Source organism: Prolixibacteraceae bacterium, from assembly GCA_019720755.1.
In the GTDB taxonomy this organism is placed as follows: Bacteria; Bacteroidota; Bacteroidia; order Bacteroidales; family Prolixibacteraceae; genus Halosquirtibacter; species Halosquirtibacter laminarini.
On record CP081303.1, the window covers coordinates 3,857,075 to 3,882,980 of the forward strand.

18 protein-coding genes, 2 tRNA genes, 3 rRNA genes and 1 riboswitch are annotated in these 25,906 nt (G+C 37.0%); of the genes, 8 read left to right on the forward strand and 15 right to left on the reverse strand.

The window, feature by feature from the left end:
- Positions 1 to 20: 20 nt before the first annotated feature.
- Positions 21 to 1,604 (forward strand): sigma 54-interacting transcriptional regulator, encoded by a 1,584-nt coding sequence (locus K4L44_15300; GenBank protein QZE13894.1) that lies wholly within the window; start codon positions 21 to 23, stop codon positions 1,602 to 1,604.
- A 381-nt stretch (positions 1,605 to 1,985) separates the two neighbouring features.
- A complete protein-coding gene (locus K4L44_15305) occupies positions 1,986 to 2,372 on the forward strand; it encodes a hypothetical protein (GenBank protein ID QZE13895.1) in 387 nt (128 codons plus the stop codon).
- Between the two features lie 70 nt (positions 2,373 to 2,442).
- On the opposite strand, the gene K4L44_15310 is transcribed toward K4L44_15305, so the two are convergent.
- The 3 genes from K4L44_15310 to rbfA are packed head-to-tail and all read right to left on the reverse strand — an operon-like array spanning position 2,443 to position 4,848.
- Positions 2,443 to 3,675 carry an ABC transporter permease gene (locus K4L44_15310; GenBank protein ID QZE13896.1) on the reverse strand — a complete coding sequence of 411 codons (1,233 nt, stop codon included), beginning with the start codon at positions 3,673 to 3,675 and terminating at the stop codon, positions 2,443 to 2,445.
- Positions 3,676 to 3,678: 3 nt separating this feature from the next.
- Positions 3,679 to 4,497, reverse strand: a complete 819-nt coding sequence (locus tag K4L44_15315) for a class I SAM-dependent methyltransferase (GenBank protein ID QZE13897.1) — start codon at positions 4,495 to 4,497, stop codon at positions 3,679 to 3,681.
- A 6-nt stretch (positions 4,498 to 4,503) separates the two neighbouring features.
- The gene (gene rbfA / locus K4L44_15320) at positions 4,504 to 4,848 is read right to left on the reverse strand and encodes a 30S ribosome-binding factor RbfA (GenBank protein ID QZE13898.1); all 345 of its coding nucleotides are present in this window, start codon (positions 4,846 to 4,848) and stop codon (positions 4,504 to 4,506) included.
- A gap of 177 nt (positions 4,849 to 5,025) precedes the next feature.
- Here rbfA and K4L44_15325 point away from each other — a divergent pair, with 177 nt between their 5' ends.
- Complete coding sequence (locus K4L44_15325; protein ID QZE13899.1) at positions 5,026 to 5,490, forward strand: VTT domain-containing protein; 465 nt, start codon at positions 5,026 to 5,028, stop codon at positions 5,488 to 5,490.
- Here the strand turns inward: K4L44_15325 and K4L44_15330 are convergent.
- Together K4L44_15330 and K4L44_15335 are read right to left on the reverse strand one after the other, a co-directional pair.
- Complete coding sequence (locus tag K4L44_15330; GenBank protein QZE13900.1) at positions 5,487 to 6,176, reverse strand: hypothetical protein; 690 nt, start codon at positions 6,174 to 6,176, stop codon at positions 5,487 to 5,489. The two genes, K4L44_15325 and K4L44_15330, sit on opposite strands and share 4 nt — an antisense overlap.
- Before the next feature lie 335 nt (positions 6,177 to 6,511).
- The gene (locus K4L44_15335) at positions 6,512 to 7,126 is read right to left on the reverse strand and encodes a hypothetical protein (protein ID QZE13901.1); all 615 of its coding nucleotides are present in this window, start codon (positions 7,124 to 7,126) and stop codon (positions 6,512 to 6,514) included.
- A gap of 663 nt (positions 7,127 to 7,789) precedes the next feature.
- Between K4L44_15335 and K4L44_15340 the strand changes: the two genes are divergently transcribed.
- From K4L44_15340 to K4L44_15355, 4 genes are read left to right on the forward strand one after another with little or no spacing between them, the layout of a single operon-like run.
- Complete coding sequence (locus K4L44_15340) at positions 7,790 to 9,997, forward strand: GH92 family glycosyl hydrolase (GenBank protein ID QZE13902.1); 2,208 nt, start codon at positions 7,790 to 7,792, stop codon at positions 9,995 to 9,997.
- A gap of 3 nt (positions 9,998 to 10,000) precedes the next feature.
- Positions 10,001 to 12,268 carry a GH92 family glycosyl hydrolase gene (locus K4L44_15345; GenBank protein QZE13903.1) on the forward strand — a complete coding sequence of 756 codons (2,268 nt, stop codon included), beginning with the start codon at positions 10,001 to 10,003 and terminating at the stop codon, positions 12,266 to 12,268.
- A gap of 12 nt (positions 12,269 to 12,280) precedes the next feature.
- Positions 12,281 to 13,546: an MFS transporter gene (locus K4L44_15350; protein ID QZE13904.1), complete on the forward strand. Its 1,266-nt coding sequence runs from the start codon at positions 12,281 to 12,283 to the stop codon at positions 13,544 to 13,546.
- Positions 13,547 to 13,581: 35 nt separating this feature from the next.
- Positions 13,582 to 14,556 carry a glycoside hydrolase family 130 protein gene (locus K4L44_15355; GenBank protein ID QZE13905.1) on the forward strand — a complete coding sequence of 325 codons (975 nt, stop codon included), beginning with the start codon at positions 13,582 to 13,584 and terminating at the stop codon, positions 14,554 to 14,556.
- 22 nt (positions 14,557 to 14,578) lie between these two features.
- Here K4L44_15355 and K4L44_15360 read toward each other — a convergent pair whose 3' ends face one another.
- Positions 14,579 to 15,073 carry a hypothetical protein gene (locus tag K4L44_15360; GenBank protein QZE13906.1) on the reverse strand — a complete coding sequence of 165 codons (495 nt, stop codon included), beginning with the start codon at positions 15,071 to 15,073 and terminating at the stop codon, positions 14,579 to 14,581.
- 122 nt (positions 15,074 to 15,195) lie between these two features.
- Here K4L44_15360 and K4L44_15365 point away from each other — a divergent pair, with 122 nt between their 5' ends.
- Positions 15,196 to 16,326, forward strand: coding sequence for a DUF819 family protein (locus tag K4L44_15365; protein QZE13907.1), 1,131 nt, complete (start codon positions 15,196 to 15,198; stop codon positions 16,324 to 16,326).
- 60 nt (positions 16,327 to 16,386) lie between these two features.
- Here K4L44_15365 and K4L44_15370 read toward each other — a convergent pair whose 3' ends face one another.
- The 9 genes from K4L44_15370 to cobA all read right to left on the reverse strand — a co-directional run bounded on the left by K4L44_15370 (position 16,387) and on the right by cobA (position 25,429).
- The gene (locus K4L44_15370) at positions 16,387 to 16,758 is read right to left on the reverse strand and encodes a hypothetical protein (protein QZE13908.1); all 372 of its coding nucleotides are present in this window, start codon (positions 16,756 to 16,758) and stop codon (positions 16,387 to 16,389) included.
- Positions 16,759 to 16,974: 216 nt separating this feature from the next.
- Positions 16,975 to 17,706 (reverse strand): transposase, encoded by a 732-nt coding sequence (locus K4L44_15375; protein QZE16020.1) that lies wholly within the window; start codon positions 17,704 to 17,706, stop codon positions 16,975 to 16,977.
- Entirely contained in the window at positions 17,673 to 18,401 is a 729-nt protein-coding gene (locus tag K4L44_15380) for a hypothetical protein (GenBank protein QZE13909.1), read from the reverse strand. Before K4L44_15380 ends, K4L44_15375 begins: the two co-directional genes overlap by 34 nt.
- A 430-nt stretch (positions 18,402 to 18,831) precedes the next feature.
- Positions 18,832 to 18,942, reverse strand: a 5S ribosomal RNA gene (rrf, locus tag K4L44_15385).
- 125 nt (positions 18,943 to 19,067) lie between these two features.
- Positions 19,068 to 21,947: ribosomal RNA gene (locus K4L44_15390) — 23S ribosomal RNA — on the reverse strand.
- Between the two features lie 115 nt (positions 21,948 to 22,062).
- Positions 22,063 to 22,136 (reverse strand) — tRNA-Ala (locus tag K4L44_15395).
- 24 nt (positions 22,137 to 22,160) lie between these two features.
- Positions 22,161 to 22,234, reverse strand: a tRNA-Ile gene (locus tag K4L44_15400).
- A 142-nt stretch (positions 22,235 to 22,376) separates the two neighbouring features.
- A 16S ribosomal RNA gene (locus tag K4L44_15405) occupies positions 22,377 to 23,900 on the reverse strand.
- The 16S, 23S and 5S rRNA genes sit together here with 2 tRNA genes alongside, the layout of an rRNA operon.
- Before the next feature lie 785 nt (positions 23,901 to 24,685).
- Positions 24,686 to 25,429 (reverse strand): uroporphyrinogen-III C-methyltransferase, encoded by a 744-nt coding sequence (gene cobA, locus K4L44_15410; GenBank protein QZE13910.1) that lies wholly within the window; start codon positions 25,427 to 25,429, stop codon positions 24,686 to 24,688.
- A 144-nt stretch (positions 25,430 to 25,573) separates the two neighbouring features.
- Positions 25,574 to 25,766, reverse strand: a riboswitch (cobalamin riboswitch).
- Positions 25,767 to 25,906 lie beyond the last annotated feature (140 nt).

Consider the following 25,906-nt stretch of genomic DNA (forward strand, 5'->3'; position numbering starts at 1 on the left):
TGAAGTCTAAATGAAATACAATGGAAAGAGATACCACTATCTGTAACCACTCAGGCCAACCTTGTAATATTAACGATGAGATGAACCTACTTTTCGATATAAGTCAAACACTTATACGAAGTCAAGATGTTTCATCAACACTCTCTCCTATTCTAAAAATGGTGTGTACTCACCTCAATAGTGATAGTTCATTTCTTGCTATTCTGAATAGACAAAGATCACAAATTGTCGTTGGAGAATCTTATGGATTAAGCCCTGCTCAAGAATCCAAAGGAAAGTTTAAAGTAGGTGAAGGGGTTATTGGTCGTGTTGTAGAACTTGCTCGCCCCGTGGTTATTGAAAATCTTGGAGATTCAAAATTCTTCTCCAATAAGATGAATCAATTGACAAACAGAGGGGCAAACGACACTTTTATATGTGTACCGATATTTCAGGAAGAGCAAGTGGTAGGAACCTTGAGTACTACCATGAGTTTTAGCCCTAAAAACAATTATGAAAGCGAAAAGAGACTTCTTTCCATTATTGGTACGATGTTGGTTCAAGCGGTGAAAACCAAAAGAACCCAAATGGAAGAGATCGAAAAGTTAAGAGCCGAGAACCTTGGTCTAAAACAGACATCGAGTAAAGCAAAAAACTTCTCTAGTATCATTGGTAATAGCTCTAAAATGAAGGATGTCTTCAACCAAGTTTCTTTGGTTGCAAAAACACAATCTACTGTATTAATTAGGGGAGAAAGTGGTATTGGTAAAGAGATGATTGCAGACTCCATCCACTTCTCTAGTGACAGAGCCGAGAAGCCTTTTATTAAAGTAAACTGCTCTGCCATTCCTGAAGCTTTGATCGAATCAGAACTATTTGGACACGAAAGAGGTGCATTTACCGGTGCAGACAGTAGACGAAAAGGTCGTTTTGAACTAGCCGATGGAGGAACAATATTTTTAGATGAAATTGGAGACCTTCCGATGTCGACGCAGGTCAAATTACTACGAGTAATTCAAGAGAGAACATTTGAAAGACTCGGAGGTACAGAAACACTTAAAACAGATGTTCGTTTTGTTTGTGCAACAAACCGCAACTTAGAGGAGTTGATGAATACGGGGGAATTTAGAGAAGATCTTTTCTACCGTATTAATGTATTTCCTCTTTTTATTCCTGCATTAAGAGAGAGAAAAAATGATATCCCATTACTTGTAGATCACTTTATTCAGAAATACAACAAACAAAATAATGCTTCTATCCATAGGATTACACAAAGAGCAATGGATAGACTCATGATGTATTCTTGGCCTGGTAACGTTAGAGAGTTGGAGAATACGATTGAAAGGGCTTGTATCATGGCTCATGATAATGTAATTCATAGCTACTCACTTCCCACAACTCTTCAGATTGAGGAGAATATTGGGGAACACAAAAAAGATGGTTTAGAGGAGACAATCTCTTCTATCGAAAAACAGGTAATACAAAAAGCACTGACTGAAAATAAAGGAAGTATCAGAAGAACTTCTGAACAATTAAAAATTTCAGAAAGGAAGCTCGGTTTACGACTATCAAAATATAATATTAAAGCTTCGGATTACAAAAACAAAAAGAATACCCCGATTTAGATTACAAAAAGATTACAAAACAGACACAAAGGGTGCATTTTTATAAGAATGCACCCTTTCTTGTTGCATATTAGATTCTACATAAATGTAGATTTGTAGATATAAAACAAAACATGTTCTATAGCATGTTTTTGTTCACGTAACACATAAGTTATTCACAACCAACACTATAGAATAAAATCGATTAAATTATCTACACAAATGTACTATAAATTTTAAAATACAACATTTATGTAGATAATTACAAATCTAATATTAATCTAAAAAAATCATATTTTATTTAAGCCTGACTATCAGTATATTACAAAAACTCGGCAATTTTTGGCACAATAGTGGCAATACTAAAGTTGTAATTGATACAAAAACAAAATTAAAAACGTTATGAAAAAAGTTTTATCACTATTAGTAATTTTACTTTCTGTTACTTTCAACACATTTGCGAAAGATTCAAAATTGAATGCAGACAAAGACATTACATCTATTTCACTTACAAGTGCAAATAAAGAAGTTATTAGCAAAAACGTAGTAGGAGCACCAGTTCTGTTTATTAAAAATGACAAATTATTTGTTAGTTATTTAAATCCAGCTCAAGATAAAGTTTCTATCGTATTTACTGACGTAGATAACAACATACTACATTCTAATGGTTTCGGTACTAAAAATGCAATTTCTACAGCTTACTCTTTAGCTTCAATCGAAAAAGGAGATATGATTTCAGTTAAAATTAAGTCAGGAAATAAAAAGTACACTTATGACATTCAAAAGTAATCTTTCCAAAGTTGAAAGTACATTCATAACGCGATATTTAGGTCAGAACTAAATATCGCGTTTTTATTTTTTATGAATCATTGTTTGACTTCAATTGATCTAACTTAAGAAATCGTATTGGCACCCATGATGCCATAATTCCAAGAGAAATAACAGTACAACATATAATTACTACATCGGAAAAAATTAACCTTACAGGATAAGCATTAATAATAAATGTTCCTGCACCTTGAAGCTTGACTATTCCATACTCTTGTTGGATATAACAAGCGATTAGTGCTGTAATAAGTCCTACGGCTGTTCCAATCGTAGTAATCATCCAGCCTTCGTATAAGAAGATTCTTCTAATGGTTTCCTCATTTGCCCCCATACTCTTTACAATGTTTATATCCTCCTTCTTATCAATCATCAACATGGTAATAGAGCCAATAAGATTAAAAGAGGCAACAAAAAGAATGAAAGCTAAAATAAGAAAGATAGCCCACTTCTCCCCTTTCATGACTTTAAAGTAAGTGTCATGCTGTTCATACCTATTCTTAACATAGAAATCAGGACCGACAATAGCCTTAACTTCAGATTGGATACGATCAATATCGGCTCCTTTATTCACATATATCTCTAGATTACTAACTCGATTGTTTTTTCTACTTGTAAGTTTTTGAGACATCTCAAGAGGAACAAGAACATATTTAGAATCGATCTCCGACTGAATAGAGAAGCACCCCATAGGATATGCTAGTTGTTGCTTAAAACTTTGGGTAATATTAATAGAGAAATGGTTACTTTGCTTAGGAAAATAACATATCAATGGTTTCGCAAACTTAAAACCCACACGTAAATTACTAGCAACTTCTCCTCCTAGAATTACACCATATCTATTGGATTTATAAAGAGAAGCTACTCCATCTATCATTCGACCTGAGACACCAGACTTTTGTAAGAAAAGAGAATCTACCCCCTTTACAGTCGCAATGGTCTGGTGTTTGCCATAACGTAAGAGGGCATTGTCTTCTAAGGTACGAGCAATTCCATCCACACCACGAATGTTTTGTATCTGAGCAAAATCGATAGTATCCATCGAGAATACTTTCCCTTGTATGGGCGAGACTTTAAGCGGAGGATCAAAAGACGAGAAGCGTGACTGTATAAAAGTATCAAAACCATTAAACACAGAGATGGTCACAACCATAGCAAAAGTACCAATTGCCAATCCAATTATCGAGATAAAGGATATAATGTTGATAACTTTCGCTTTCTTCTTAGAAAACAAATAGCGTTTGGCTATATAGAAAGATAGATTCAAAGCTTATTTTTTTGCAACAACAATTAAACCAGATCCACTTTTATGTGTTTTTATCAAATCAATAAAATTGAACACCAAACAAAGTGGAAAAACTACAAGGTAATAAATTGGAAGGAAAACAAACAGTAGTTGAGAAAAACCTAGCATTAAAATCGGATATTTCATAGACAATTTCCAGCTAATTTTCCCAGCTTTACCATAACTAAAAGAGGCATCAATAGAGTGAAAACCAGCTTTTGTCAACTTCTCTGTAATATCTTGGATTCCATAACCATCTCTTACATGTTCATCAATAAAGCCATGTGCATCCTCTTCATGATCATGCTCATGGGCATCGCTACCTCCTTGATCACTCGGAGTAGAGATAAGAATTGTTCCCCCATCTTTTAGGCTATGGTAGAAGTGATGAAATACTTGTTGATCCTCTTCAATATGCTCCATTACATCAACGGATAATATTAAAGAGAAGCGGTCTTTATCTTCAAATTTTGTAAGGTCAGCATACTGAAATTGTACTCTTTCTTCTTCTCTTATCTGTTGAAAAAAACGATTACAATCTTCGATCTGCTCACTCTTAACATCTACTCCAAGAATAGTGCTATTTTTGAAAAATCTTGACATCCAATATACATATTGCCCAAAACCAGAACCAGCATCTAAGATAGATTGATTTGAATTTAGTGGACCAACTTTACGCAATGCTTTACGTATATGCCATGATCGAAGAAGAAGAAGATCTAATAGTTTGTAGAATATAATACGCAAAAAAGGTGTTCTATTAAACACCTTTCCTAACGAACGCTTTATTGGATCGTATTTCATTATCTATTAACTCTTTAAAAGATTATCAATATTTTCTGCATAGTCTAAGCTATCATCTACATGGAAAGAAAGCTCTGGAATTATACGAACTTGCTTCTTTATCTTTTGTCCTAAGCTATAACGAATATTCTTTGAAATATTATTTATCTCTTCGACATACTCTTTTACATTATCTGAAGGGAAAATACTTAGATAACACCTTCCTATTGCCAAGTCCTTACTCATACGAACGACTGTGACAGAGATCATACGTCCACCAAATACAGAGGTCGCATTTAGGCGAAAATGTTCGCCTAACTCTTTCTGAATTAATCTACCAACCTTTTGTTGTCGAGTTGAATACTCTTCCATATCATTATATTTTTTCTAGTGTGCAAAGTTAAGCAAATTCTTTCTAAATAAGATACTTCCATACAATAATAGCTTGTAGTACAGACAACGAATATTTCAATTGATAGAACATTCTATTAACCTCTACATAAACCAAATATTAATTACAATACTTGAATTATCCCTTATAGTACAAACATGAGTAAATATAATATCTTTGCGAAATATATGGATTTAACTACATTAGGTCTTCTAGGACTCTTTATTTCAGCCTTCCTCGCAGGAACAATTGTTCCATTCAGTTCAGAGGTCGTTCTCTCAGCGCTAATTCTTAATGGCTATGATATGTATACTGCTATTATTGTTGCCACTATTGGAAACTTTATTGGAGGTCAAACAACATACTATACAGGTTATATAGGTAAGTGGTCATGGGTCGAAAAATATTTCCGTATTCGCAAAGAAAAGATCATAAATGCTCAAAAACGATTTGAGAAATGGGGACCCATAAGTGCCTCATTATCTTTTATACCAGGACTTGGGAATGCAATAGTTTTAGGTCTCGGATTTCTTAAAATAAAACCTAAAACATGTGCTTTGTATATGCTTCTTGGTAAAGTTGCAAGATATATTATCTGGGCTTACATAACTCTTCTTGTTTAAAGATTAAAATAGTAGGAAGCAGACATCGACCACATAATCATTCCTGGAGAGTTCAGAAGACTACTCATAAAAACATTATCATCAAGCTTTAAGCTTTGATAGTCATAGAAAAGATCTACACTATTTTGTTCCACAGTGAGATTTGTTCTAAACTTTTTGTAACGATAGTATAGTCCACCAACAAAGCCAATGCCTAAAGCCCCTGTTCCTTCTGAGCTATATGTTAGCATTTTATCTACCTGTACGGTTGCATCAGATTGATTCTCATCATTAAGTACAAATCCTTCTTGGTGAATATAAACATCTCTATTCACCGATGGTACAAGATAGGCAACCACTTTCCCAGTAAAACCCAATGAGTGAATTTTATTCTCTAAAAAAGGAAGAGAACCTTCTACTCCAAAAGAGGGTATCCATGTAGAGAAACCTTTCTGTTGGATGGTGTAATTTAGATAAAGATCTTTTTTCTCTGTTAACCACTCTCCACTAAGCTTATAATCCCATTTTGAGTATCCCACCACAGCAGATAAATAGGATGAGAACCCGTACTTTAAATTCAATCCTTTTGAATAAGTTTTATTAGCATCACCAACATTAAACCCTCCAATCAATTCTATACCTATTTCTTGACTAAATAGATTCTGTCCCACAAATAAGACAACAAAAAGAAGTAAAACTCTTCGCATAAGTTTAGGAAATTTTTTTCAATGAGCGAATATCCAAGCAAATATAACATAATGATATAGGTTTGCTCGGAAGATTCTTAATTATTTTTCAATAGCAATTAAATAAAAGGGATAGAATGTCTTAAAAAGAAAGAGTATAAGTCAACATATTACTCGAGAAGATATAGATACAATCAATAGAGGAATAATGATAAACTTCAATAATCACCAAAGATATAATAAAATATTATGAGTATAAATTTAAAAGCAGCAGGAAGTTCGTTACAATAAGAAGTATAACGCATAAAAAAAGGTTGGAATTCATCCAACCTCTATCTTAGATAATACATATATTATTAAAAGCAACTATTCAATATTTGACGAGAAGATATCCCAATTTTCTCACCTAATTTAATAAGTTCTGAAAGTTTGAGGTCGACCAGCCTATTTGTCTTAGAAATCGATTGAGATAAAGAATCAGATTCATTTAACCCCTCTTCAATTCGAGCTAATACAACTGAAATATTCTGCAATTGATCAGAACCAAATCCTCTCGATTGAATAACATGAAGTAACGTTTCATTCTTCGAAATAGAATGCATGACCTCTTTTACATGCTGTACAAAACCGCTATGATTGGATGGTATGGACTCCGCTAATTTAAAATCCTGGAAAAGAGAGTCACTTGGCTCTACAACTAATTTTAACAAACTCTTTAGTCGTAAAATTTCTATCTCTACCAATCTTCGATCATGACGAATAAGATGACGAGCTTCTTGGTGATCTCTAGATACAAAGTCGTTTTGAGAAGTAAGGTCTTGAATTTCATTGGCTAGTTCAACACCATCCGTGAGAAACTTCTCTTGGAAACCAAGAGCTTCCAAAACATCTTTCATCTTTATATAAGGAATCCCTCTTGCGAGAAGTTCCCGTCCCTCTTTAATCCTTAATCCTGTAATTCTTTGATCCATCACCATAGCATAAATCATTTAGAGGTTTGTATGCACTTTTGTTTTAATCACTATTGCGTTTCTTGCAGATATCTATTAATAGCACAACAAATATTGTACCACAATCAAATATCGATATTTCTTTTTATTTGATTCTTAAGTATCTATTACCAAAATATCATCTTTTTAATACAAGCCTATTTCAACAAAAAAAAGGCAAATAAAGTCATTTGGCATAAGATTCTTTATTAATGTGAACACCTCAAATCAATACATTGTTTAGCAATTATAGCAGAATTTTTATCATGATAAGGAGATAAAAAACAGAAACAAATAGAATAAAATATCTACAAAATAGCTTACCTCCCTTATTTACAACAAGATAAAAGATCTATTTTTCTAACATGTTCGTTTTCAGAGGCGACAGATGTGTAAAAAATCATATGAATCAGTTGATATTGAGTTATTTTGATTACCCATTTATGGAGGGTAAGATACATCCGTATTTAAAAAAGATGAAAATAAAATCGTATCTTGCATTACTTAGGAAAATAGATTAAATAAGATAGCATATTCACAGTTTCTCTCTTTTAGAAATTGTGTTTCAGTATATGATTTTTGAAAATTAGACTCAAACTGAGTTCACTATATATCAATATATTAGAATAATAAATTTTCGGAACAATGAAAAAAATATGGCTATCAACGTTATCTCTATTATTAATCTGGAGTTGCGTTTCTGAAAAGCAAACAGATTACGCATCTAAAGTAAATGTCTTTATTGGAACAGGAGGACATGGGCACACTTTCCCTGGTGCTGCATTTCCATATGGACAGATCCAACTAAGTCCAGACAACGTTACCCAAGGTTGGGATTGGTGTTCGGGCTATCACAACTCTGATTCGACAATCGTCGGCTTCAGTCACCTTCATCTTAGTGGTACTGGTATTGGAGACCTTTATGATATTTCAGTTCTTCCTACAACAAAAACTGTTGAATACAAAGACGGCGAGAACAATGGAGAGTTTATTTCTAACTATATTGGGAAATACACAAAAAATCAAGAACATGCATCTCCTGGTTATTATAAAGTAAAGATGAATAGTGGAATCACTGCAGAGTTAACCACGACAAGAAGAGTTGGAATGCATCGTTATTCTTTTCCAAAAAACAACAGTATAAACTCTATCATTTTTAATCTTGGATATTCTAAGAATTGGGATGCAACAGCCAAAACAGAGATCATGGTAGATTCTCCTACGCAAATTTCAGGATATAGATGGTCAACTGGCTGGGCAAAAGACCAGAGGGTTTATTTTGTTGCCCAATTCTCTGAGCCAATTCATAAACAAAAGATTATTAAAACTACTGCAAATAATAATATAGGTGTTTTCTCTTTCGCAAAAGATCAAGTAACCCTAAAGGTTTCTATATCTTCTGTAAGTACTGCAAATGCACTAGAAAACATGATGGACGACACCCATGCTTCTTGGAATTTTGATCAAACAAAAGAGTATACCCATGAAGCATGGAACAAAGCATTATCAAAAATTGATATTACAACACCATCTAATACCGTTGACACAATATTCTATACTGCATTGTATCATACAATGATTGCTCCTGCCCTATTCTCGGATATCAATGAACAGTATAAAGCACCCAACGGAGAGACTAAAACGGCAAAAGGATATGACCAATATACTGTATTCTCTTTATGGGATACCTATCGTGCTTTACATCCTCTTCTAACAATTACTGATGATGAGAAGGTTAATGATATGGTAAAATCACTACTCGCACATTATGATGTGACAGGAATACTACCTATTTGGGAACTTGAGGGGAATGATAATGGTTGTATGGTTGGAAACCATGCAATTTCAGTGATTGCTGAGGCTATAATGAAAAATATTGGCAACTTTGACAGAGAGAAAGCTTATAAAGCAATAAAGAAAAGTTCTCTTATCGACAAGAGAGGAATGGGATATCATAACAAACTAGGATATATTCCGTCGAATAAAGAGAATGAAGCGGTAGCAAAATCCTTAGAATATAGTATTGATGATTGGGCTGTTGCAGCAGTTGCGAGAAAGTTGGGATATGAAGAAGACTATCAATATTTTTCAAAAAGAGCTAATAATTTTGTGAATTACTTCGATGCTTCAACTGGGTTCTTAAGAGGTAAAAATGATGATAATACTTGGGTAGCCCCATTTTCACCAACAGAATCTAGACATCGTGGAAACGATTATACAGAAGGAACAGCATGGCAATACCTATGGCTCGTTCCCCAGAATCCTAAAAAACTAGTCTCACTTCTTGGGGGTGATAAAAAGTTTGTTCAGAAATTAGATACCTTCTTTAGTTTAGAAAATGGGATTACAGGCGAAGATGCATCTCCTGATATTTCAGGTCTTATCGGTGGGTATGCTCATGGGAATGAACCAGGTCATCATACAATATATCTTTATAATATTGCCAATAGACCAGACAAAGCGCAAGAGATGCTGCACAAAACATTAACTACAATGTATCGAAATTCACCAGATGGTATTGCAGGAAATGAGGATTGTGGACAGATGTCTGCATGGTATATTCTTAGTTCTATAGGTATCTATCCGATGAATCCGGCAAGCGCAACCTATCAGTTGGGAGCACCAAATGTAGAAAAAGCCCAAATTGAAGTACCAAATGAGAAGTATTTTACTATCAATACTATTAACTTTGGTGGAGATAGAATATATGTTGATCATGTAGCCTTAAACGGGAAACGCCTTGAACGCTCATTCATTACCCATAAAGAGATTATGAAAGGTTCTGAACTTACATTCTATATGACGAATAAGCCATGCAACACATTTAGGAAACTGAAGACAACAACTAAATAATCAATGATGAAACACATTATCAAAACATCCAGGATACTACTCCTGGTATTGTTCACTTTTGCATATACCAATTCACAAGGTCAAGATTATGCATCATTTATAAATCCTTTTATTGGAACATCCAACTATGGAGCCTGTTACCCCGGAGCAGTATCTCCCAATGGAATGGTTTCTGTGGTTCCTTATAATGTGACCAACAATGATAAAAACAAACTGAGTACAGATACAGGCTGGTTATCGAATCCTTTTGTTTCAGATAATCATTTCATGACTGGTTTTACACATGTAAATTTAAGTGGTGTTGGGTGTCCAGATTTAGGCTCAATTATATTGATGCCTACAACTGGTAAGCTTGAAGTAGATAAAAACAAATATGGATCTACTTATAGTGATCAAGTTGCGAAACCTGGTTACTACAGTACAATCATTGACAAATATCGTGTTAAAGCAGAGGTTTCTGCCACTACTAGGACTGGAATCAGTCGATATACTTTTCCTAAGGGACAATCAAATATTCTTCTAAATTTAGGGCTAGGTCTTACTAATGAAAGTGGAGCATACGCTAAAATTGTATCTCCTACAGAGATCGAAGGATCAAAGCTTCTTGGTACCTTCTGCTACCATAAAGATGCTGTTTTTCCAGTATATTTTGTTGTGAAATTTAGCAAACCTGCGAAAGAAAAAGGGTACTTTAAATTTCAGCAACCACTTGTTGGTCCGAGAGCAAAATGGTCTTCTACTAGTGGTAAATACAAAATTTATCGAAAATACTATAAAGAGCTTGCAGGAGATAATATCGGGACTTTCTTTACTTTCGACACAGATGAAGATGAACAGATCGAGGTAAAAATAGGGGTCTCATATGTTTCGATTGAAAATGCAAGACAAAACCTAGAAGTAGAACAAGATGGTTTTAACTTCGACAAAATTGCAAAGGAAACGTACAGCAATTGGAATACAGAGCTATCTAGAATTAAAGTAGAGGGTGGTACTAAAGAGGATAAAACGGTTTTCTATACTGCACTATATCATATTCTTCTTCACCCAAATATTTTACAAGATATTAATGGGCAATACCCTGCGATGGAATCCGATCAGATTAAAACAATCACTGATGGGAATAGATATACTGTATTCTCCCTTTGGGACACATACAGAAATGTTCACCCATTCTTGTCTTTGGTATATCCAGAGAAACAAAGAGATATGGTAAAAACGATGATCCAAATGTATGACGAAAGTGGTTGGCTGCCGAAGTGGGAACTTTTTGGAAGAGAGACTTATGTAATGGAAGGCGACCCTTCTATTCCTGTTATCACAGACACCTATCTTCGTGGTATTCGTGGTTTCGATATAGAGAAAGCTTACAAAGCAATGCTTAAGTCTGCTACGACAGAACAAAAATACAATCCTCTTCGTCCTGACAATGACTTCTACCTATCTCATGGTTACGTTCCTTTTACATCAAACTATGACAATTCCGTATCACACGCATTAGAATACTATATTGCCGATTGGAATTTAAGTAAGTTAGCTTCTGTGTTGGGAGATAAAAAGAATGAAAAAAGATTTGCAAAGCAGGCAAAAGGATATAAAAATTACTTTAATAAAGAGTTCAATTTATTGGTACCCAAAAAGGAGGATGGCTCATTTATTGAAGACTTTGACCCAAAGATGGGGGAAAACTTTGCTCCTTCTCATGGTTTCCATGAAGGGACAAGCTGGAATTACAGTTTCTATGTTCCTCATGACATAAAGGGGCTTATCAAACTATATGGAGGTAATAAACCATTTGTAAAGCGACTTGAAACATGTTTCAGTGAAGATAATTTTGACCCAGCGAACGAACCTGATATTGCATACCCATACCTATTTAATTATATCAAGGGGCAAGAGTGGAGAACTCAGAAGCACATCCATAACTTACGCAAACTATATACAACAAAAGCAGGAGGTATACCAGGAAATGATGATACAGGAACTCTTTCTGCATGGATTGTTTATAGCATGATGGGAATTTATCCTGTTTGTCCTGGGGATATGGACTATGCTATTACAACGCCGACTTTCGATAAAGTAACTATTTCATTGAACTCTTCAGTTTATTCTGGAAAAACATTTACCATTGAGAAAAGCGATAGCAATCCTGAGAACCCATACATTCAGAGTATCTCATGGAACAAAAAGAGATGGAAAAGATTCTTTATTAGTCACCAACAGATTACCAAAGGGGGTGTATTGAAAATTGAAACTAGTAAAACACACAAATAAAAAAACGAACGAATGAATATGAGTCAGAACAAAAAGCATCCACTTAGCTGGGTTCCGTCAACCTATTTTGCAATGGGGCTTCCGTTTATTGTTATCAACCAAACAGCGGCCTTGATGTATAAAGACCTTGGTATGGGCGATGCTGAGATTACCAAATGGACCTCACTGATCATCTTGCCATGGTCTCTAAAATTTCTTATCAGCCCTCTTCTTGAGATGGCAAAGAGTAAAAGAATTTTTGTAGTCCTAACTCAGCTGCTCACAGCAGTCATGTTTTATATGGTAGCTTCAACCCTAGGTTTAGATAGCTTTTTTGCTGTTACTCTGTCTCTGCTTGCCGTGGTTGGTCTAAGTGGAGCAACTCATGATATTGCAGCAGATGGACTATATATCGAGAGTCTTACCTCTTCTCAACAAGCAGAATATATTGGATGGCAAGGTGCATTCTATAATATTGCAAAAATAGTATCTAGTGGAGGGTTTGTATATTTAGCAGGAGAGCTAGGTAAATCGATGGGCGTAGTCAAAGGCTGGGCTGTTGTCATGGCAATTTTAGGAGTACTAATGATGCTTCTTGCCCTATACCACATTAAAGCACTACCGAGTGGCGTAAATACTCAAAAAAGGAATGCGAAAGAGGGGTTCATTATTCTTTGGGATGTTATTAAAACATTCTTCAGTAAAAAGAATATTCTATACTATATCGTTTTTATTATTCTATACCGATTCGCAGAAGGATTCGCCATAAAAATGGCTCCACTGTTTTTAAAAGCATCAAGAGAAGTCGGTGGTCTCGGTTTATCCACATCACAAATTGGTACAATATATGGAACTTTAGGCGCTGCGGCTTTTGTTGTTGGATCACTCTTAGCAGGGAAGTATATATCTAAAAAAGGCTTAAAAAAGACCTTATTTCAACTAGTTCTTATTTTTAATATTCCTTTTGCGGTTTACTTTCTACTAGCTTATTATCAACCAGAAAACTTAGCAGTAATTTCATTAGCAGTGATTTTTGAATATTTTGGTTACGGTTTTGGGTTTGTTGGTCTAACCCTATTTATGATGCAACAAATTGCTCCCGGTAAATATAAGATGGCTCATTATGCTTTTGCTACAAGTATTATGAACTTAGGAGTAATGATTCCGTCCTATTTAAGTGGAGAATTAAGTGATCTATTAGGATATAAATTATTCTTTGGCTGGGTCGTTCTTGCAACAATCCCTTCTATTTTAATTACAAAATTTGTCCCATTTACTTATAACGAAGAAGAGATTTAAAAGATAATAATACACAATTATAAAGTTTACAGATTATGACAAACAAAGTACAAATCCCTTGGCAAGATCGTCCTGAAGGATGTAATGACGTAATGTGGCGATACGAAGAGAATCCTGTAATTGGACGATACCATATCCCCACCTCTAACAGTATTTTTAATAGTGCTGTAGTTCCTTTTGAAGGAGGGTATGCGGGAGTCTTTCGTTGTGATAACAAAGCTGTACAGATGAATATCTTTACTGGTTTTAGTAAAGATGGTATCAATTGGGACATCAATCATGAGCCAATTGAATTTGTTGCTGGAAACACAGAAATGATCGAATCAGAATATAAGTATGATCCTCGCGTTACTTGGATTGAAGATCGTTACTGGATAACATGGTGTAATGGATACCATGGACCAACAATTGGAATTGCATATACATTCGATTTTAAAACATTCCACCAATGTGAAAATGCATTCCTTCCATTTAATAGAAATGGAGTTTTATTCCCAGAAAAAATTGATGGTAAATATGCAATGCTAAGCCGTCCTTCTGATAATGGTCATACTCCTTTTGGTGATATCTATATTAGCTATAGCCCAGATATGAAATATTGGGGAGAACACCGTTGTGTAATGAAAGTTACTCCTTTTGAAAAAAGTGCATGGCAATGTACTAAAATCGGTGCTGGATCTGTGCCAATTCTAATAGACGAGGGTTGGTTGATGTTCTACCACGGTGTCATCACAACATGTTCGGGTTTTAGATACTCTATGGGTACAGCAATTCTTGATAAGGAAGATCCAACAAAAGTTCTTTATCGCTCACAACCTTACATCCTTGCTCCATCAACACAATATGAATTGACAGGAGATGTACCAAATGTTGTATTCCCATGTGCAGCATTAGTTGACAAAGAAGAGGATAAAGTTTCAGTCTACTATGGTGCAGCAGATACTGTAGTGGGATTGGCATTTGGAAAACTTAGCGAAGTAATTCAATGGACTAAAGAGAACTCTTTATAAAACACTAAAGAGATGGGAGACACTATTTATCTCCCTCTCTTTTCTTCCAATGTATATATCCTTTCAATGCTTTATCGTCCACAAATGCATCAAAAATAATGGTATTGTTTTTAAAAGTCGTTATTGTTCCTTTCTGTACTATCATCTCATTTCCATGAAAAAAGAACTCTAGTATTAGATCTCCTTTCTCTTTACTTGGCTTCTTCTTACTTCCATAGGTTTTTAGTAATCTTAACCCATGTTTTTCTGGTAGGTTGTAAATCTTTACAGTATAATTAGGAGTGACTACTTCTAATTCATTTTTTATTCCTTTGGCAGATACATCGTCTCCATTTCTGATCGCAACCACCCCATGTTTTGTTTCAAAACGAAGGCCATTGTAACAAATAGTATAATCGTCTTTCCCTTTAGAAGAGTTGCATTCTTTAGAGGGCGTATTATTATCGACCTCTATTTTCTCTTTTCCGCATGAAATAAGTAGAAACAACAATAAAAACTTCAATAAATATCGGCTCATAGTTCAAATGAATTAATATATTTCGAAAGCAGTAATTATGTAAAGTTATGTAAATTAAAATAAATTTTCATTATCACATTGCTACTTTTGTTGTTTCAAGTATTAATAAAATGAGGCCTTCAATGATCTTTTCACTCTATATATCTCTATACCTTACTTTACCATTCATAATTGAATATATTACGGCAAAAATTAAGTTTTTTCAAAAAATTGGTCCCATAGCACTTGCATATATAATCGGCATCATGTTACACTTGTTAATACCTATAAATTATGATGAATTTTATCACACACAAGAGACCATGTCTTCAATTTTAATCTTAATAGCCATGCCACTACTCCTTTTCTCGATAGATTTAAAAAAGGAGATACAGAGAAACAAAAGTGTTTTACTAAGTTTTATGATTGGAATATCCTGCCTGTTTGTCGCAGTAATTTCAGGAGTCATACTATTTAAAGATCGCATAATCAACATACATGATCTTTCAGGGATGGTCACAGGACTGTACTCTGGAGGCACTCCGAACTTAGCCTCAATGAAAGAAGCGCTCCAAATAGAACCAGACAGCTTTTTGATTGTACACAGTCTTGATTTTCTAATAGGATCCCCTTTGCTTTTTTTCTTTATGACAATAGCAGCCCGATTATTTCGCAACTTTCTTCCTGTTAAAGAGGTTCAAGAAACAGATCCATCAATAGAGAACAGAGAGAGCTTATTTGTTATTAAAAAAGATGTATATAAGGGGATTGGTATTTCTGTAGCAATTGTATTAATTAGTATTGTAATTGGACAACAGTTTCAAGAGAGACTCCAACCAATTTTAATTATCCTATTGAATACCACCTTAGCAATCGTAGCATCATCAATAAAGAGAGTTAACTCTCTTAGAGGTAACTACCGCATGGGTAATATTTTTATCATTGGCTTTTCACTAGTTTTAGCAAACATGGCTGATTTTTCAAAATTCTCATGGGGAAATAACTTTTTTACTTTTCTTTTCATGCTTTGGGTAATAATATTATCCTTCATATTACATCTTTTAGTTGCTAAGATATTTAAGCGAGATGCGGACCAAACATTGATTGCGATGGTTGCTTTATACTACTCTCCAGCTTTTGTTCCAGTTGTATCTTCCTCTATAAAGAATAGATCTATCTTGGTTTTTGGTATTATTATCGGAATGCTCGGTTTTACATTCGGCAATTATATTGGCATCATTATGTACTACCTAACACAAATAATAATCGAGTAGGTAGGGGGATTACTCCCCCTACCTCTCACACCACCGTACATACTCTCGTATACGGCGGTTTCAATTAACTCTGAACTTTTCGTAGTTTATCGACATATTGTATAGCCCTAATTTATCGAACCATTGCAAACTCATTGCTTGATGTGATTGTGGACTGCTTGACTTACGCCACCAACCCTTACCTGACAGTGCTAGAATCCAACTCTGCCATGTCCGAACTCCTAGATTATTCAGAAATCGTTTTACTGCGATCGTTTTCTTGCATTGCTTCAATCGATAACATCTTAACTTTCTTCGAATCCATGCGTCGATATCATTCAATATACGTTTGCAACTTGCCCATTTAAAATAATTAAACCATCCTCGTAAGATAGGATTAAGTTCTTCTACAACTTGTTTCAGACTTCGTCCTCGGTTACGTTTGGTTACCATTCTTACCTTAGATTTAAGACGTGCGGTTCGAGATCTTCCAATGATAAGTGTTCCGTTGTTTAAGATAGTGTAGCCTAGTAGTTCGGTTTTACTACTCTCACAACTGATACTCTTTTCTTCATTGACTTTTAATTGTAACTACTCAGGTTCATTTATAGTTTAGCCTCCATTCGCTAAAGAATGGAGGTTCAGAAAATATATAATGTGTAAATTATTTTATTGCCAACTGACCTTAAGATGGTTTTGAGATAACCAATGAGCAATCATTCTCACTACACTCTTTCCTTGTTTTTTAAGTGTATCAACAATAGCGCGTAACATGGCATACCTTTGGGCTCCTTCTTCTGTTCGATAACCTGCAGATACTTTTTGTTTTATTTTAATATTACGTATTGACCTTTCGGATGCATTGTTGTCAAAAGGAACTTCGTAATACTCTAAGAAAGTAAACACACTATCAATCCTTTTAATTAATCGACTCCGTAATGTCTTGATCTCATCTAGCTGATCGTCATACACGTCATTTTTCAACAGTAATAAAAGCTGTTCTTTAAATATTGATTTTTCTTTTAAAGGATATTGGTTCTCGGCTGATTCTCTCTTTAATTTCATGGCTTTATAGAATATATTCAAAATATCCTCTGCCCAACTGTTATTCGTTTGTTGTTTAATGTAGATTAATTCTCGTTGTAAATGTGCTAAACATAGTTGATAATGTTTGGCTGGAGTTTTTAATTGCGAAGCATAACAGTCACTGACTAAGGTCGCATTAATAAATCCTTTTTTAAAATTTTCTACTACAACTTTATACCCTCTAGACTTATTGGCTGTAATGAATGTTACCTCATGATTTTGCCATACCCACATCCATCCTTTGCCTCCATTGATCTTGCAACCTGTTTCGTCTGAGCCAACTACACTGGATTTGGATATCGATTCACGAGTGATTCATATAAAGGAGTCATCACCTCTTGGGCTTTATTTAAAATATTAGTAATAGTCCCATCTCCAATTTTAAATGATGTTATCTCTTCCACTAGTGAACCAATACGGTTTAAAGGGATATAATGTTCAACATACAAGCTTACAATTAGTGAACGTAAATGAGAACCGTATTGGACAGGTGCTTTTATATTTGAGGGCATAGAACCTTTGTGTAGTTGACCACAACTGCATCTATTTTCATAAAGACGATGCTCAGTACAGATTTGTTCAAGAACAGGTGGTATGTCAAAAACCTGACGTTTGCATAACAAGCTAGCGTCTTCTTGATTTAATGTATTACCACACTGACATGTCGATGGAGGATAATATGACTCTATGCTTGTTGGGAAATCACTCTGTTGTAATGTCGATCCTTTATGTTTGGGTTGACCTCCGGGTTTCCTAGTGGATTTATTTCGAAGTGATTGATTTTTCTTTACTGTATGTAAATCTCTTGAAGGTGGAAAACTACTATTACTACTGTTTTTATGATTACGCGATAGTTTATCTTCTAGATCCTTTACTTTTTCATGAAGCATAGTATTCTCTTGTGACAAAGCTTGAACTCGTGACATCACTCTGTCTAGCTCTTTCAGTAATGTCTCAACCTGCTTCTTTAAAGCTTGATTCTCTCGTTCTAAACGATCTATTGTTCTCATGATTACAAAGATTCATCGATCTTGACAAATTAGAAAATATTATAACAGAAAGTAATCAACAATACGGCCTATTATTATTAACAATCATCACTAAAACAACGTGTTTGGAACTTTTGTGTGATTATTATACTCAAAAAGAACCTGAGTAGTTACAAAATAAAAGCTTTTAGGTCTACACAAAGAAGAGTAACAAATATATAGATCCTTATCGTTTGACTAAAATATATACATAATCCATCTAATATTTGGAATGATACATTAAAAGAGAGGTGTCCTTCTCTGTTCCCAAAGGGCATTAAATTCGGGAAGAGGTCCCTCTTTCCAATATTAGAAGATACATCTCTTTATTTCTAAAACGATAGCATAGTTATATTTCAGAAAAGTATAGACACAAAAAAAGCTGACTCTTTAGAAGAATCAGCTTTTATTAAAAGGGCGGCGACCTACTCTCCCACATCTCTGCAGTACCATCGGCGCGATAGGGCTTAACTTCTCTGTTCGGAATGGGAAGAGGTGGAACCCCTATGCAATAACCACCTTAAATTGTTAATACGGTGATTTATACGTGACTAATAATTTTAATAATATTAATCAATATACATAGTTCAATATGATTTTGACATTTCTCCTGGAAGAAGGAATCCTCGAATACAACATACTTTATTCTAATGAAAGTTTCGGGTAATTAGTACTGCTCGGCTTTGGTCTCGCAACCTTTACACCTGCAGCCTATCAACGTCGTAGTCTCCAACGACCCTCTAAGGAAACCTCATCTTGAGTGGAGCTTCGTGCTTAGATGCTTTCAGCACTTATCTCTTCCAAACGTAGCTACTCAGCAATGCACCTGGCGGCACAACTGATACACCAGAGGTTTGTCCACCGCGGTCCTCTCGTACTAGCAGCAGCTTCTCTCAAGTTTCCTGCGCCCACAACAGATAGGGACCGAACTGTCTCACGACGTTCTGAACCCAGCTCGCGTGCCACTTTAATGGGCGAACAGCCCAACCCTTGGGACCTTCTCCAGCCCCAGGATGTGACGAGCCGACATCGAGGTGCCAAACCGCTCCGTCGATATGAGCTCTTGGGAGCGATCAGCCTGTTATCCCCGGAGTACCTTTTATCCTTTGAGCGATGGCCCTTCCATACGGAACCACCGGATCACTATGCTCTACTTTCGTACCTGATCGACTTGTTGGTCTCACAGTCAAGCACCCTTGTGCCATTACACTCTACAGACGGTTACCAATCGTCTTGAGGGTACCTTTAGAAGCCTCCGTTACTCTTTTGGAGGCGACCACCCCAGTCAAACTACCCACCACACAATGTCCTCATCGCTGAGTTAGGTTCCAAACAGGCAAAGGGTCGTATTTCAAGGACGACTCCACAACACCTTGCGATGCCGCTTCATTGTCTCCGACCTATCCTACACATTACATGCCCAGAATCAATGTGAAGTTGCAGTAAAGGTTCACGGGGTCTTTCCGTCCCGTTGCGGGTAATCGGCATCTTCACCGATACTTCAATTTCACCGAGCTCATGGCTGAGACAGTGCCCAGATCGTTGCACCATTCGTGCAGGTCGGAACTTACCCGACAAGGAATTTCGCTACCTTAGGACCGTTATAGTTACGGCCGCCGTTTACCGGGGCTTCATTTCAGCGCTTCTCCGAAGATAACGCCCCCACTTAACCTTCCGGCACCGGGCAGGTGTCAGGCCTTATACATCATCTTTCGATTTAGCAAAGCCCTGTGTTTTTGATAAACAGTCGCCTGGGCCTTTTCACTGCGGCTCCCCTTACGAGGAGCGATCCTTCTCCCGAAGTTACGGATCGATTTTGCCTAGTTCCTTAGCCATGAATCACTCGAGCGCCTCAGGATTCTCTCCTTGACTACCTGTGTCGGTTTGCGGTACGGGTCTGTATAATCTACGTTTAGAGGTTTTTCTTGGAAGCCCTTAGGCACACTATCCAATTGTCCGAAGACGCTTGGTACTATCAGGTTTCAGCTCAATGTGCGGATTTGCCTACACATATCATAACCTAAGCCCTTCAACGTACTATTCCGTCAGTACGCGGTGCTTTCATCACTCCGTCGCCCCATCACAATTATACAAAGTACAGGAATATTAACCTGTTGTCCATCGAGTTCGCCGTTCGGCTTTCCCTTAGGTCCCGACTAACCCTGATCCGATTAGCGTTGATCAGGAAACCTTAGTCTATCGGCGGGGGGGTTTCTCGCCCCCCTTATCGTTACTTATGCCTACATTTGCTTTTCTAACCGCTCCAGCACACCTCACAGTATGCATTCAACGCTGGTTAGAATGCTCCCCTACCACTTAATGGTAGTCCATTAAATCCATAGCTTCGGTGATATGTTTAATGCCCGATTATTATCCATGCCCGATCGCTCGACTAGTGAGCTGTTACGCACTCTTTAAATGAATGGCTGCTTCCAAGCCAACATCCTAGCTGTCTATGCAATCAGACCTCGTTTGTTCAACTTAACATATACTTGGGGACCTTAGCTGATGGTCCGGGTTCTTTCCCTTTCGGACATGGACCTTAGCACCCATGCCCTCACTCCTGGTAATCATATTACAGCATTCGGAGTTTGTCTGGAGTTGATAGGCGGTGAAGCCCTCGCATCCAATCAGTAGCTCTACCTCTGCAATACTATATCCAAGGCTGCACCTAAATGCATTTCGGGGAGTACGAGCTATTTCCGAGTTTGATTGGCCTTTCACCCCTACCCACAGGTCATCCAAGAGCTTTTCAACGCTCCCTGGTTCGGTCCTCCATCTTGTGTTACCAAGACTTCAACCTGCCCATGGGTAGATCACACGGTTTCGCGTCTACCCCCACTGACTTTAGCGCCCTATTCAGACTCGCTTTCGCTTCGGCTCCTAGCCTTAAACTATTAACCTTGCCAGTGAGGAGTAACTCGTAGGCTCATTATGCAAAAGGCACGCCGTCACATATAAATATGCTCCGACCGCTTGTAAGTGTATGGTTTCAGGTACTTTTTCACTCCCCTGTTCGGGGTACTTTTCACCTTTCCCTCACGGTACTGGTTCACTATCGGTCTCTTAGGAGTATTTAGCCTTACCAGATGGTCCTGGCAGATTCAGACAGGGTTTCACGTGCCCCGCCCTACTCAGGATACTGCTAGATCATATTTGCTTACGTGTACAGGACTTTCACCATCTTTGGTGTAACTTTCCAGTTACTTCCACTTCACGCATAATCTCATATTGCAGTCCTACAACCCCAATCACGCCGAAACGTAATTGGTTTGGGCTAATCCGCGTTCGATCGCCACTACTAACGGAATCACTTTTGTTTTCTCTTCCTCCGGGTACTTAGATGTTTCAGTTCTCCGGGTTTGCCTCTGATATAATCAGATAACCAATAAATTGGCTGGGTTGCCCCATTCAGAAATCTTCGGATCATAGGTTGTTTGCACCTCCCCAAAGCTTATCGCAGCTTATCACGTCTTTCATCGCCTCTAAGAGCCAAGGCATCCACCATACACCCTTACTTACTTTCTATTACATTAACCTTTTCGTTAATCTAAAATATTACTGTTGTATTCTTTTTACAGATTACTTCTTCCAGAATGTCAAAGAACTTATATACACTAATTAGTTAATCAGTATAAATGTGTGGAGAATATCGGAGTCGAACCGATGACCTCCTGCGTGCAAGGCAGGCGCTCTAGCCAACTGAGCTAATCCCCCCAATAACCTGCGTTATCTTAAATGTAGTCCCGCCCAGACTTGAACTGGGGACCTCTACATTATCAGTGTAGCGCTCTAACCAGCTGAGCTACGGGACTATGCTATAAAAACATAACCACCTTAGTTTTTCAGCTTACGCTATCACCACGTTGGTCATGTGGGTATATAAGGTTTTTTTGATATGACAAGAAAAAACAACCTAATCTGTCGATTTTCTTAAACCGTTCTTGTCGGCTCCAGAAAGGAGGTGTTCCAGCCACACCTTCCGGTACGGCTACCTTGTTACGACTTAACCCCAGTCACTAGTTTTACCCTAGGCCGCTCCTCTCGGTAACAGACTTCAGGCACCCCCAGCTTCCATGGTTTGACGGGCGGTGTGTACAAGGCCCGGGAACGTATTCACCGCGCCATGGCTGATGCGCGATTACTAGCGAATCCAGCTTCACGGAGTCGAGTTGCAGACTCCGATCCGAACTGAGACCAGTTTTAGAGATTAGCATCCTGTCGCCAGGTAGCTGCCCTTTGTACTGACCATTGTAACACGTGTGTAGCCCTGGACATAAGGGCCGTGCTGATTTGACGTCATCCCCACCTTCCTCTCACCTTACGGTGGCAGTCTCTCTAGAGTCCTCAGCTTAACCTGTTAGCAACTAAAGATAAGGGTTGCGCTCGTTATGGGACTTAACCCGACACCTCACGGCACGAGCTGACGACAACCATGCAGCACCTTGTACGTCGTCCGAAGAAAGGTCTATCTCTAGACCGGTCGCCGTACATTTAAGCCCAGGTAAGGTTCCTCGCGTATCATCGAATTAAACCACATGTTCCTCCGCTTGTGCGGGCCCCCGTCAATTCCTTTGAGTTTCAATCTTGCGATCGTACTCCCCAGGTGGATTACTTAAAACTTTCGCTTAGCCACTGACTGTGTATCGCCAACAGCGAGTAATCATCGTTTACGGCGTGGACTACCAGGGTATCTAATCCTGTTCGCTCCCCACGCTTTCGTACATCAGCGTCAGTTATACCTTAGTAAGCTGCCTTCGCAATCGGTGTTCTGAGTAATATCTAAGCATTTCACCGCTACACTACTCATTCCGCCTACCTCAAGTATACTCAAGTAATACAGTTTCAATGGCAGTTCTACAGTTGAGCTGCAGGATTTCACCACTGACTTATATTACCGCCTACGTACCCTTTAAACCCAATAAATCCGGATAACGCTTACACCCTCCGTATTACCGCGGCTGCTGGCACGGAGTTAGCCGGTGTTTATTCATATGCTACCTTCAGCTACTTTCACGAAAGTAGGTTTATTTGCATATAAAAGAAGTTTACAACCCATAGGGCAGTCATCCTTCACGCGGGATGGCTGGTTCAGACTTGCGTCCATTGACCAATATTCCTCACTGCTGCCTCCCGTAGGAGTCTGGTCCGTGTCTCAGTACCAGTGTGGGGGATCATCCTCTCAGAACCCCTAGACATCGTTGCCTTGGTAAGCCGTTACCTTACCAACTAGCTAATGTCACGCATGTTCATCTTGTACCGCCGGAGCTTTAATTATCGAGCCAGGCGACTCAATAATACTATGAGGTATTAATCCAAATTTCTCTGGGCTATCCCTCTGTACAAGGCAGATTACATACGCGTTACTCACCCGTGCGCCGGTCGTCGTCTGGTAGCAAGCTACCTCCGTTACCCCTCGACTTGCATGTGTTAGGCCTCCCGCTAGCGTTCATCCTGAGCCAGGATCAAACTCTTCGTTGTATAAAAAGTTAATTAATTTAGCTCAACAAAAACTCAAAAATCTATTGATTGACGGTTGCTTTTTGTACTTGTCATTATCAAAAAAATATCTTCAAAGAACTTATTTCTTATTTCATCCATCGTCGCCGTTGCGCCGATGTTTTTGCGGTTGCAAAGATAAATCATTTTATCTTTAAACTCCAAATGTTTTTTCATTTATTTTTCGTCTCCGAAAAACTAAAAAACATTGAATCAAAACCATTAAGAACTCGCTATCGTTTTTCTCGAAAGCGTTGCAAAGAAAGGGCTTTTTTTGCTTTACTTCCAAATAAAAAAACAGTTATTACTCGAATAAATTCTATTCACCTTAAAATCAAACACATTAAATTTAAAGCAAAAAAAACAGCCCATAATTAACTTTTATAAACAACTACCCTAAAGAAGTCATATATACAAGTATAGTAGTATGATCTACAGCAACAGATGTAATAGACCTTTATATTTATAATACTTTTTTGGATTAGTCATAGTTATTTTATAACTTCACTAACATATAAATAACCAAAAGGCCTCTAAAAATCTCCACTTTAAATGAAATGAGATAATGTTTAAATGCAAAAACTGAACACTTTTCTACAAACATAGAGGATTTTCAACTACAAAGGACACAACTAATGTAATGTTTAGATGTGTCCTTTGTAATATATATTCTACCTTATCTTCAACCAAATATCATGAATAATTAAATACGACTCAACAACAAAGCCCCTAAGTTTAGACATCGTTTTAACCAGCAATTCAAATCATTAAACCTTTTCCATCAAAGATTCTACGCTTTGTCCAATTAAAATAACAGTAGGAGTAGGCAATGGATTGTCTTTTACAATTTGTGCAAAATTTGATAAATCACCAGAAATCATACTTTGGTCGACATATGAGACTTTGGAGATTGCAGCTATCTTAGTAGAAGGACTTACATCATACAACAACAACTGCTCTATTATATTATCGATATTTTTAAGCCCCATGTACAAGACAAGTGGTGTTCCTTCTTTAATCATCAATGCAATAGATTCAAACTGCTTAAACTCATTAGTTGCAGTAGTTCCTGTACAAAAGAGTAAAGTTGTATTTACACACCTCTCCGTAATAGGTATTTGAAAATTATTAGCTGCAGCAATCCCTGCTGTCACACCTGGAACAAGTTCGTAAGAGACATTATGTTCCTTTAAAAAACGAATCTCTTCACCTCCACGCCCAAAAATAAGCGGGTCACCTGTTTTTAGGCGAACAACTCTCCTATTCTTCAAATAGCCATCCAACATCAAGTTATTAATACGTTCTTGACGTACACTCTGACTTTGCTTATCACAATGAGTTTTCCCAACATAAATTTTATCTGCATTATCAGGAATTACCTTAAGGATCTCTTCCCCCATTAGACTATCATACAAGACTACATCTGCATTTTTAAGCAACCTGTAAGCTTTGACCGTCAACAAGTCTGGATCACCAGGACCAGCACCAACAATCGAAACAGTATGTTTCATATTAATGATTAATAAAATAAAGATTTACTAAAAAAGACTGGATGAAGGAAAATGAATACAGTAGAGAGAAAGAGTGTCGAAATACTCTTAAAAAGAATACTCAATACCAAATTACTATTTACCACCAACTGTCCGAATGGTGTATGTAAACGACTATGATCAAACAGGTCTTCTGACTCGTCCTTCTATATACCGCCTTCCCATCTAAAATTACAACAGTGGCATTTTTAGGCATATAGATAAAGAAATAGGACTTACAGCAGCGAACAACTGTTCCGAAGTTTCATCGGATTCCCTCAAACTTAATATAAATAAGATTCGATCATATTTATTTATAATACTTTGCGAAGGTAATAAAATTGATTTAAATGGAAGGATTAATAGTAATATTGAGAATCCTTCTAATTAGTTTTTTATTTTAAAAGATAGATATAAAACTATAAGATAATCATTTATACATCAAATAGGTTTCTAAAA

Excerpts from the sequence above, each read along its gene's own strand:
- K4L44_15300 (QZE13894.1), top strand. The coding sequence starts at position 21 with ATGGAAAGAGATACCACTATCTGTAACCACTCAGGCCAACCTTGTAAT.
- K4L44_15305 (QZE13895.1), top strand. The coding sequence starts at position 1,986 with ATGAAAAAAGTTTTATCACTATTAGTAATTTTACTTTCTGTTACTTTC.
- K4L44_15315 (QZE13897.1), bottom strand. The coding sequence starts at position 4,497 with ATGAAATACGATCCAATAAAGCGTTCGTTAGGAAAGGTGTTTAATAGA.
- rbfA (QZE13898.1), bottom strand. The coding sequence starts at position 4,848 with ATGGAAGAGTATTCAACTCGACAACAAAAGGTTGGTAGATTAATTCAG.
- K4L44_15325 (QZE13899.1), top strand. The coding sequence starts at position 5,026 with ATGAGTAAATATAATATCTTTGCGAAATATATGGATTTAACTACATTA.
- K4L44_15330 (QZE13900.1), bottom strand. The coding sequence starts at position 6,176 with ATGCGAAGAGTTTTACTTCTTTTTGTTGTCTTATTTGTGGGACAGAAT.
- K4L44_15335 (QZE13901.1), bottom strand. The coding sequence starts at position 7,126 with ATGGATCAAAGAATTACAGGATTAAGGATTAAAGAGGGACGGGAACTT.
- K4L44_15340 (QZE13902.1), top strand. The coding sequence starts at position 7,790 with ATGAAAAAAATATGGCTATCAACGTTATCTCTATTATTAATCTGGAGT.
- K4L44_15345 (QZE13903.1), top strand. The coding sequence starts at position 10,001 with ATGATGAAACACATTATCAAAACATCCAGGATACTACTCCTGGTATTG.
- K4L44_15350 (QZE13904.1), top strand. The coding sequence starts at position 12,281 with ATGAATATGAGTCAGAACAAAAAGCATCCACTTAGCTGGGTTCCGTCA.
- K4L44_15355 (QZE13905.1), top strand. The coding sequence starts at position 13,582 with ATGACAAACAAAGTACAAATCCCTTGGCAAGATCGTCCTGAAGGATGT.
- K4L44_15360 (QZE13906.1), bottom strand. The coding sequence starts at position 15,073 with ATGAGCCGATATTTATTGAAGTTTTTATTGTTGTTTCTACTTATTTCA.
- K4L44_15365 (QZE13907.1), top strand. The coding sequence starts at position 15,196 with ATGATCTTTTCACTCTATATATCTCTATACCTTACTTTACCATTCATA.
- K4L44_15370 (QZE13908.1), bottom strand. The coding sequence starts at position 16,758 with ATGGTAACCAAACGTAACCGAGGACGAAGTCTGAAACAAGTTGTAGAA.
- K4L44_15380 (QZE13909.1), bottom strand. The coding sequence starts at position 18,401 with ATGAGAACAATAGATCGTTTAGAACGAGAGAATCAAGCTTTAAAGAAG.
- cobA (QZE13910.1), bottom strand. The coding sequence starts at position 25,429 with ATGAAACATACTGTTTCGATTGTTGGTGCTGGTCCTGGTGATCCAGAC.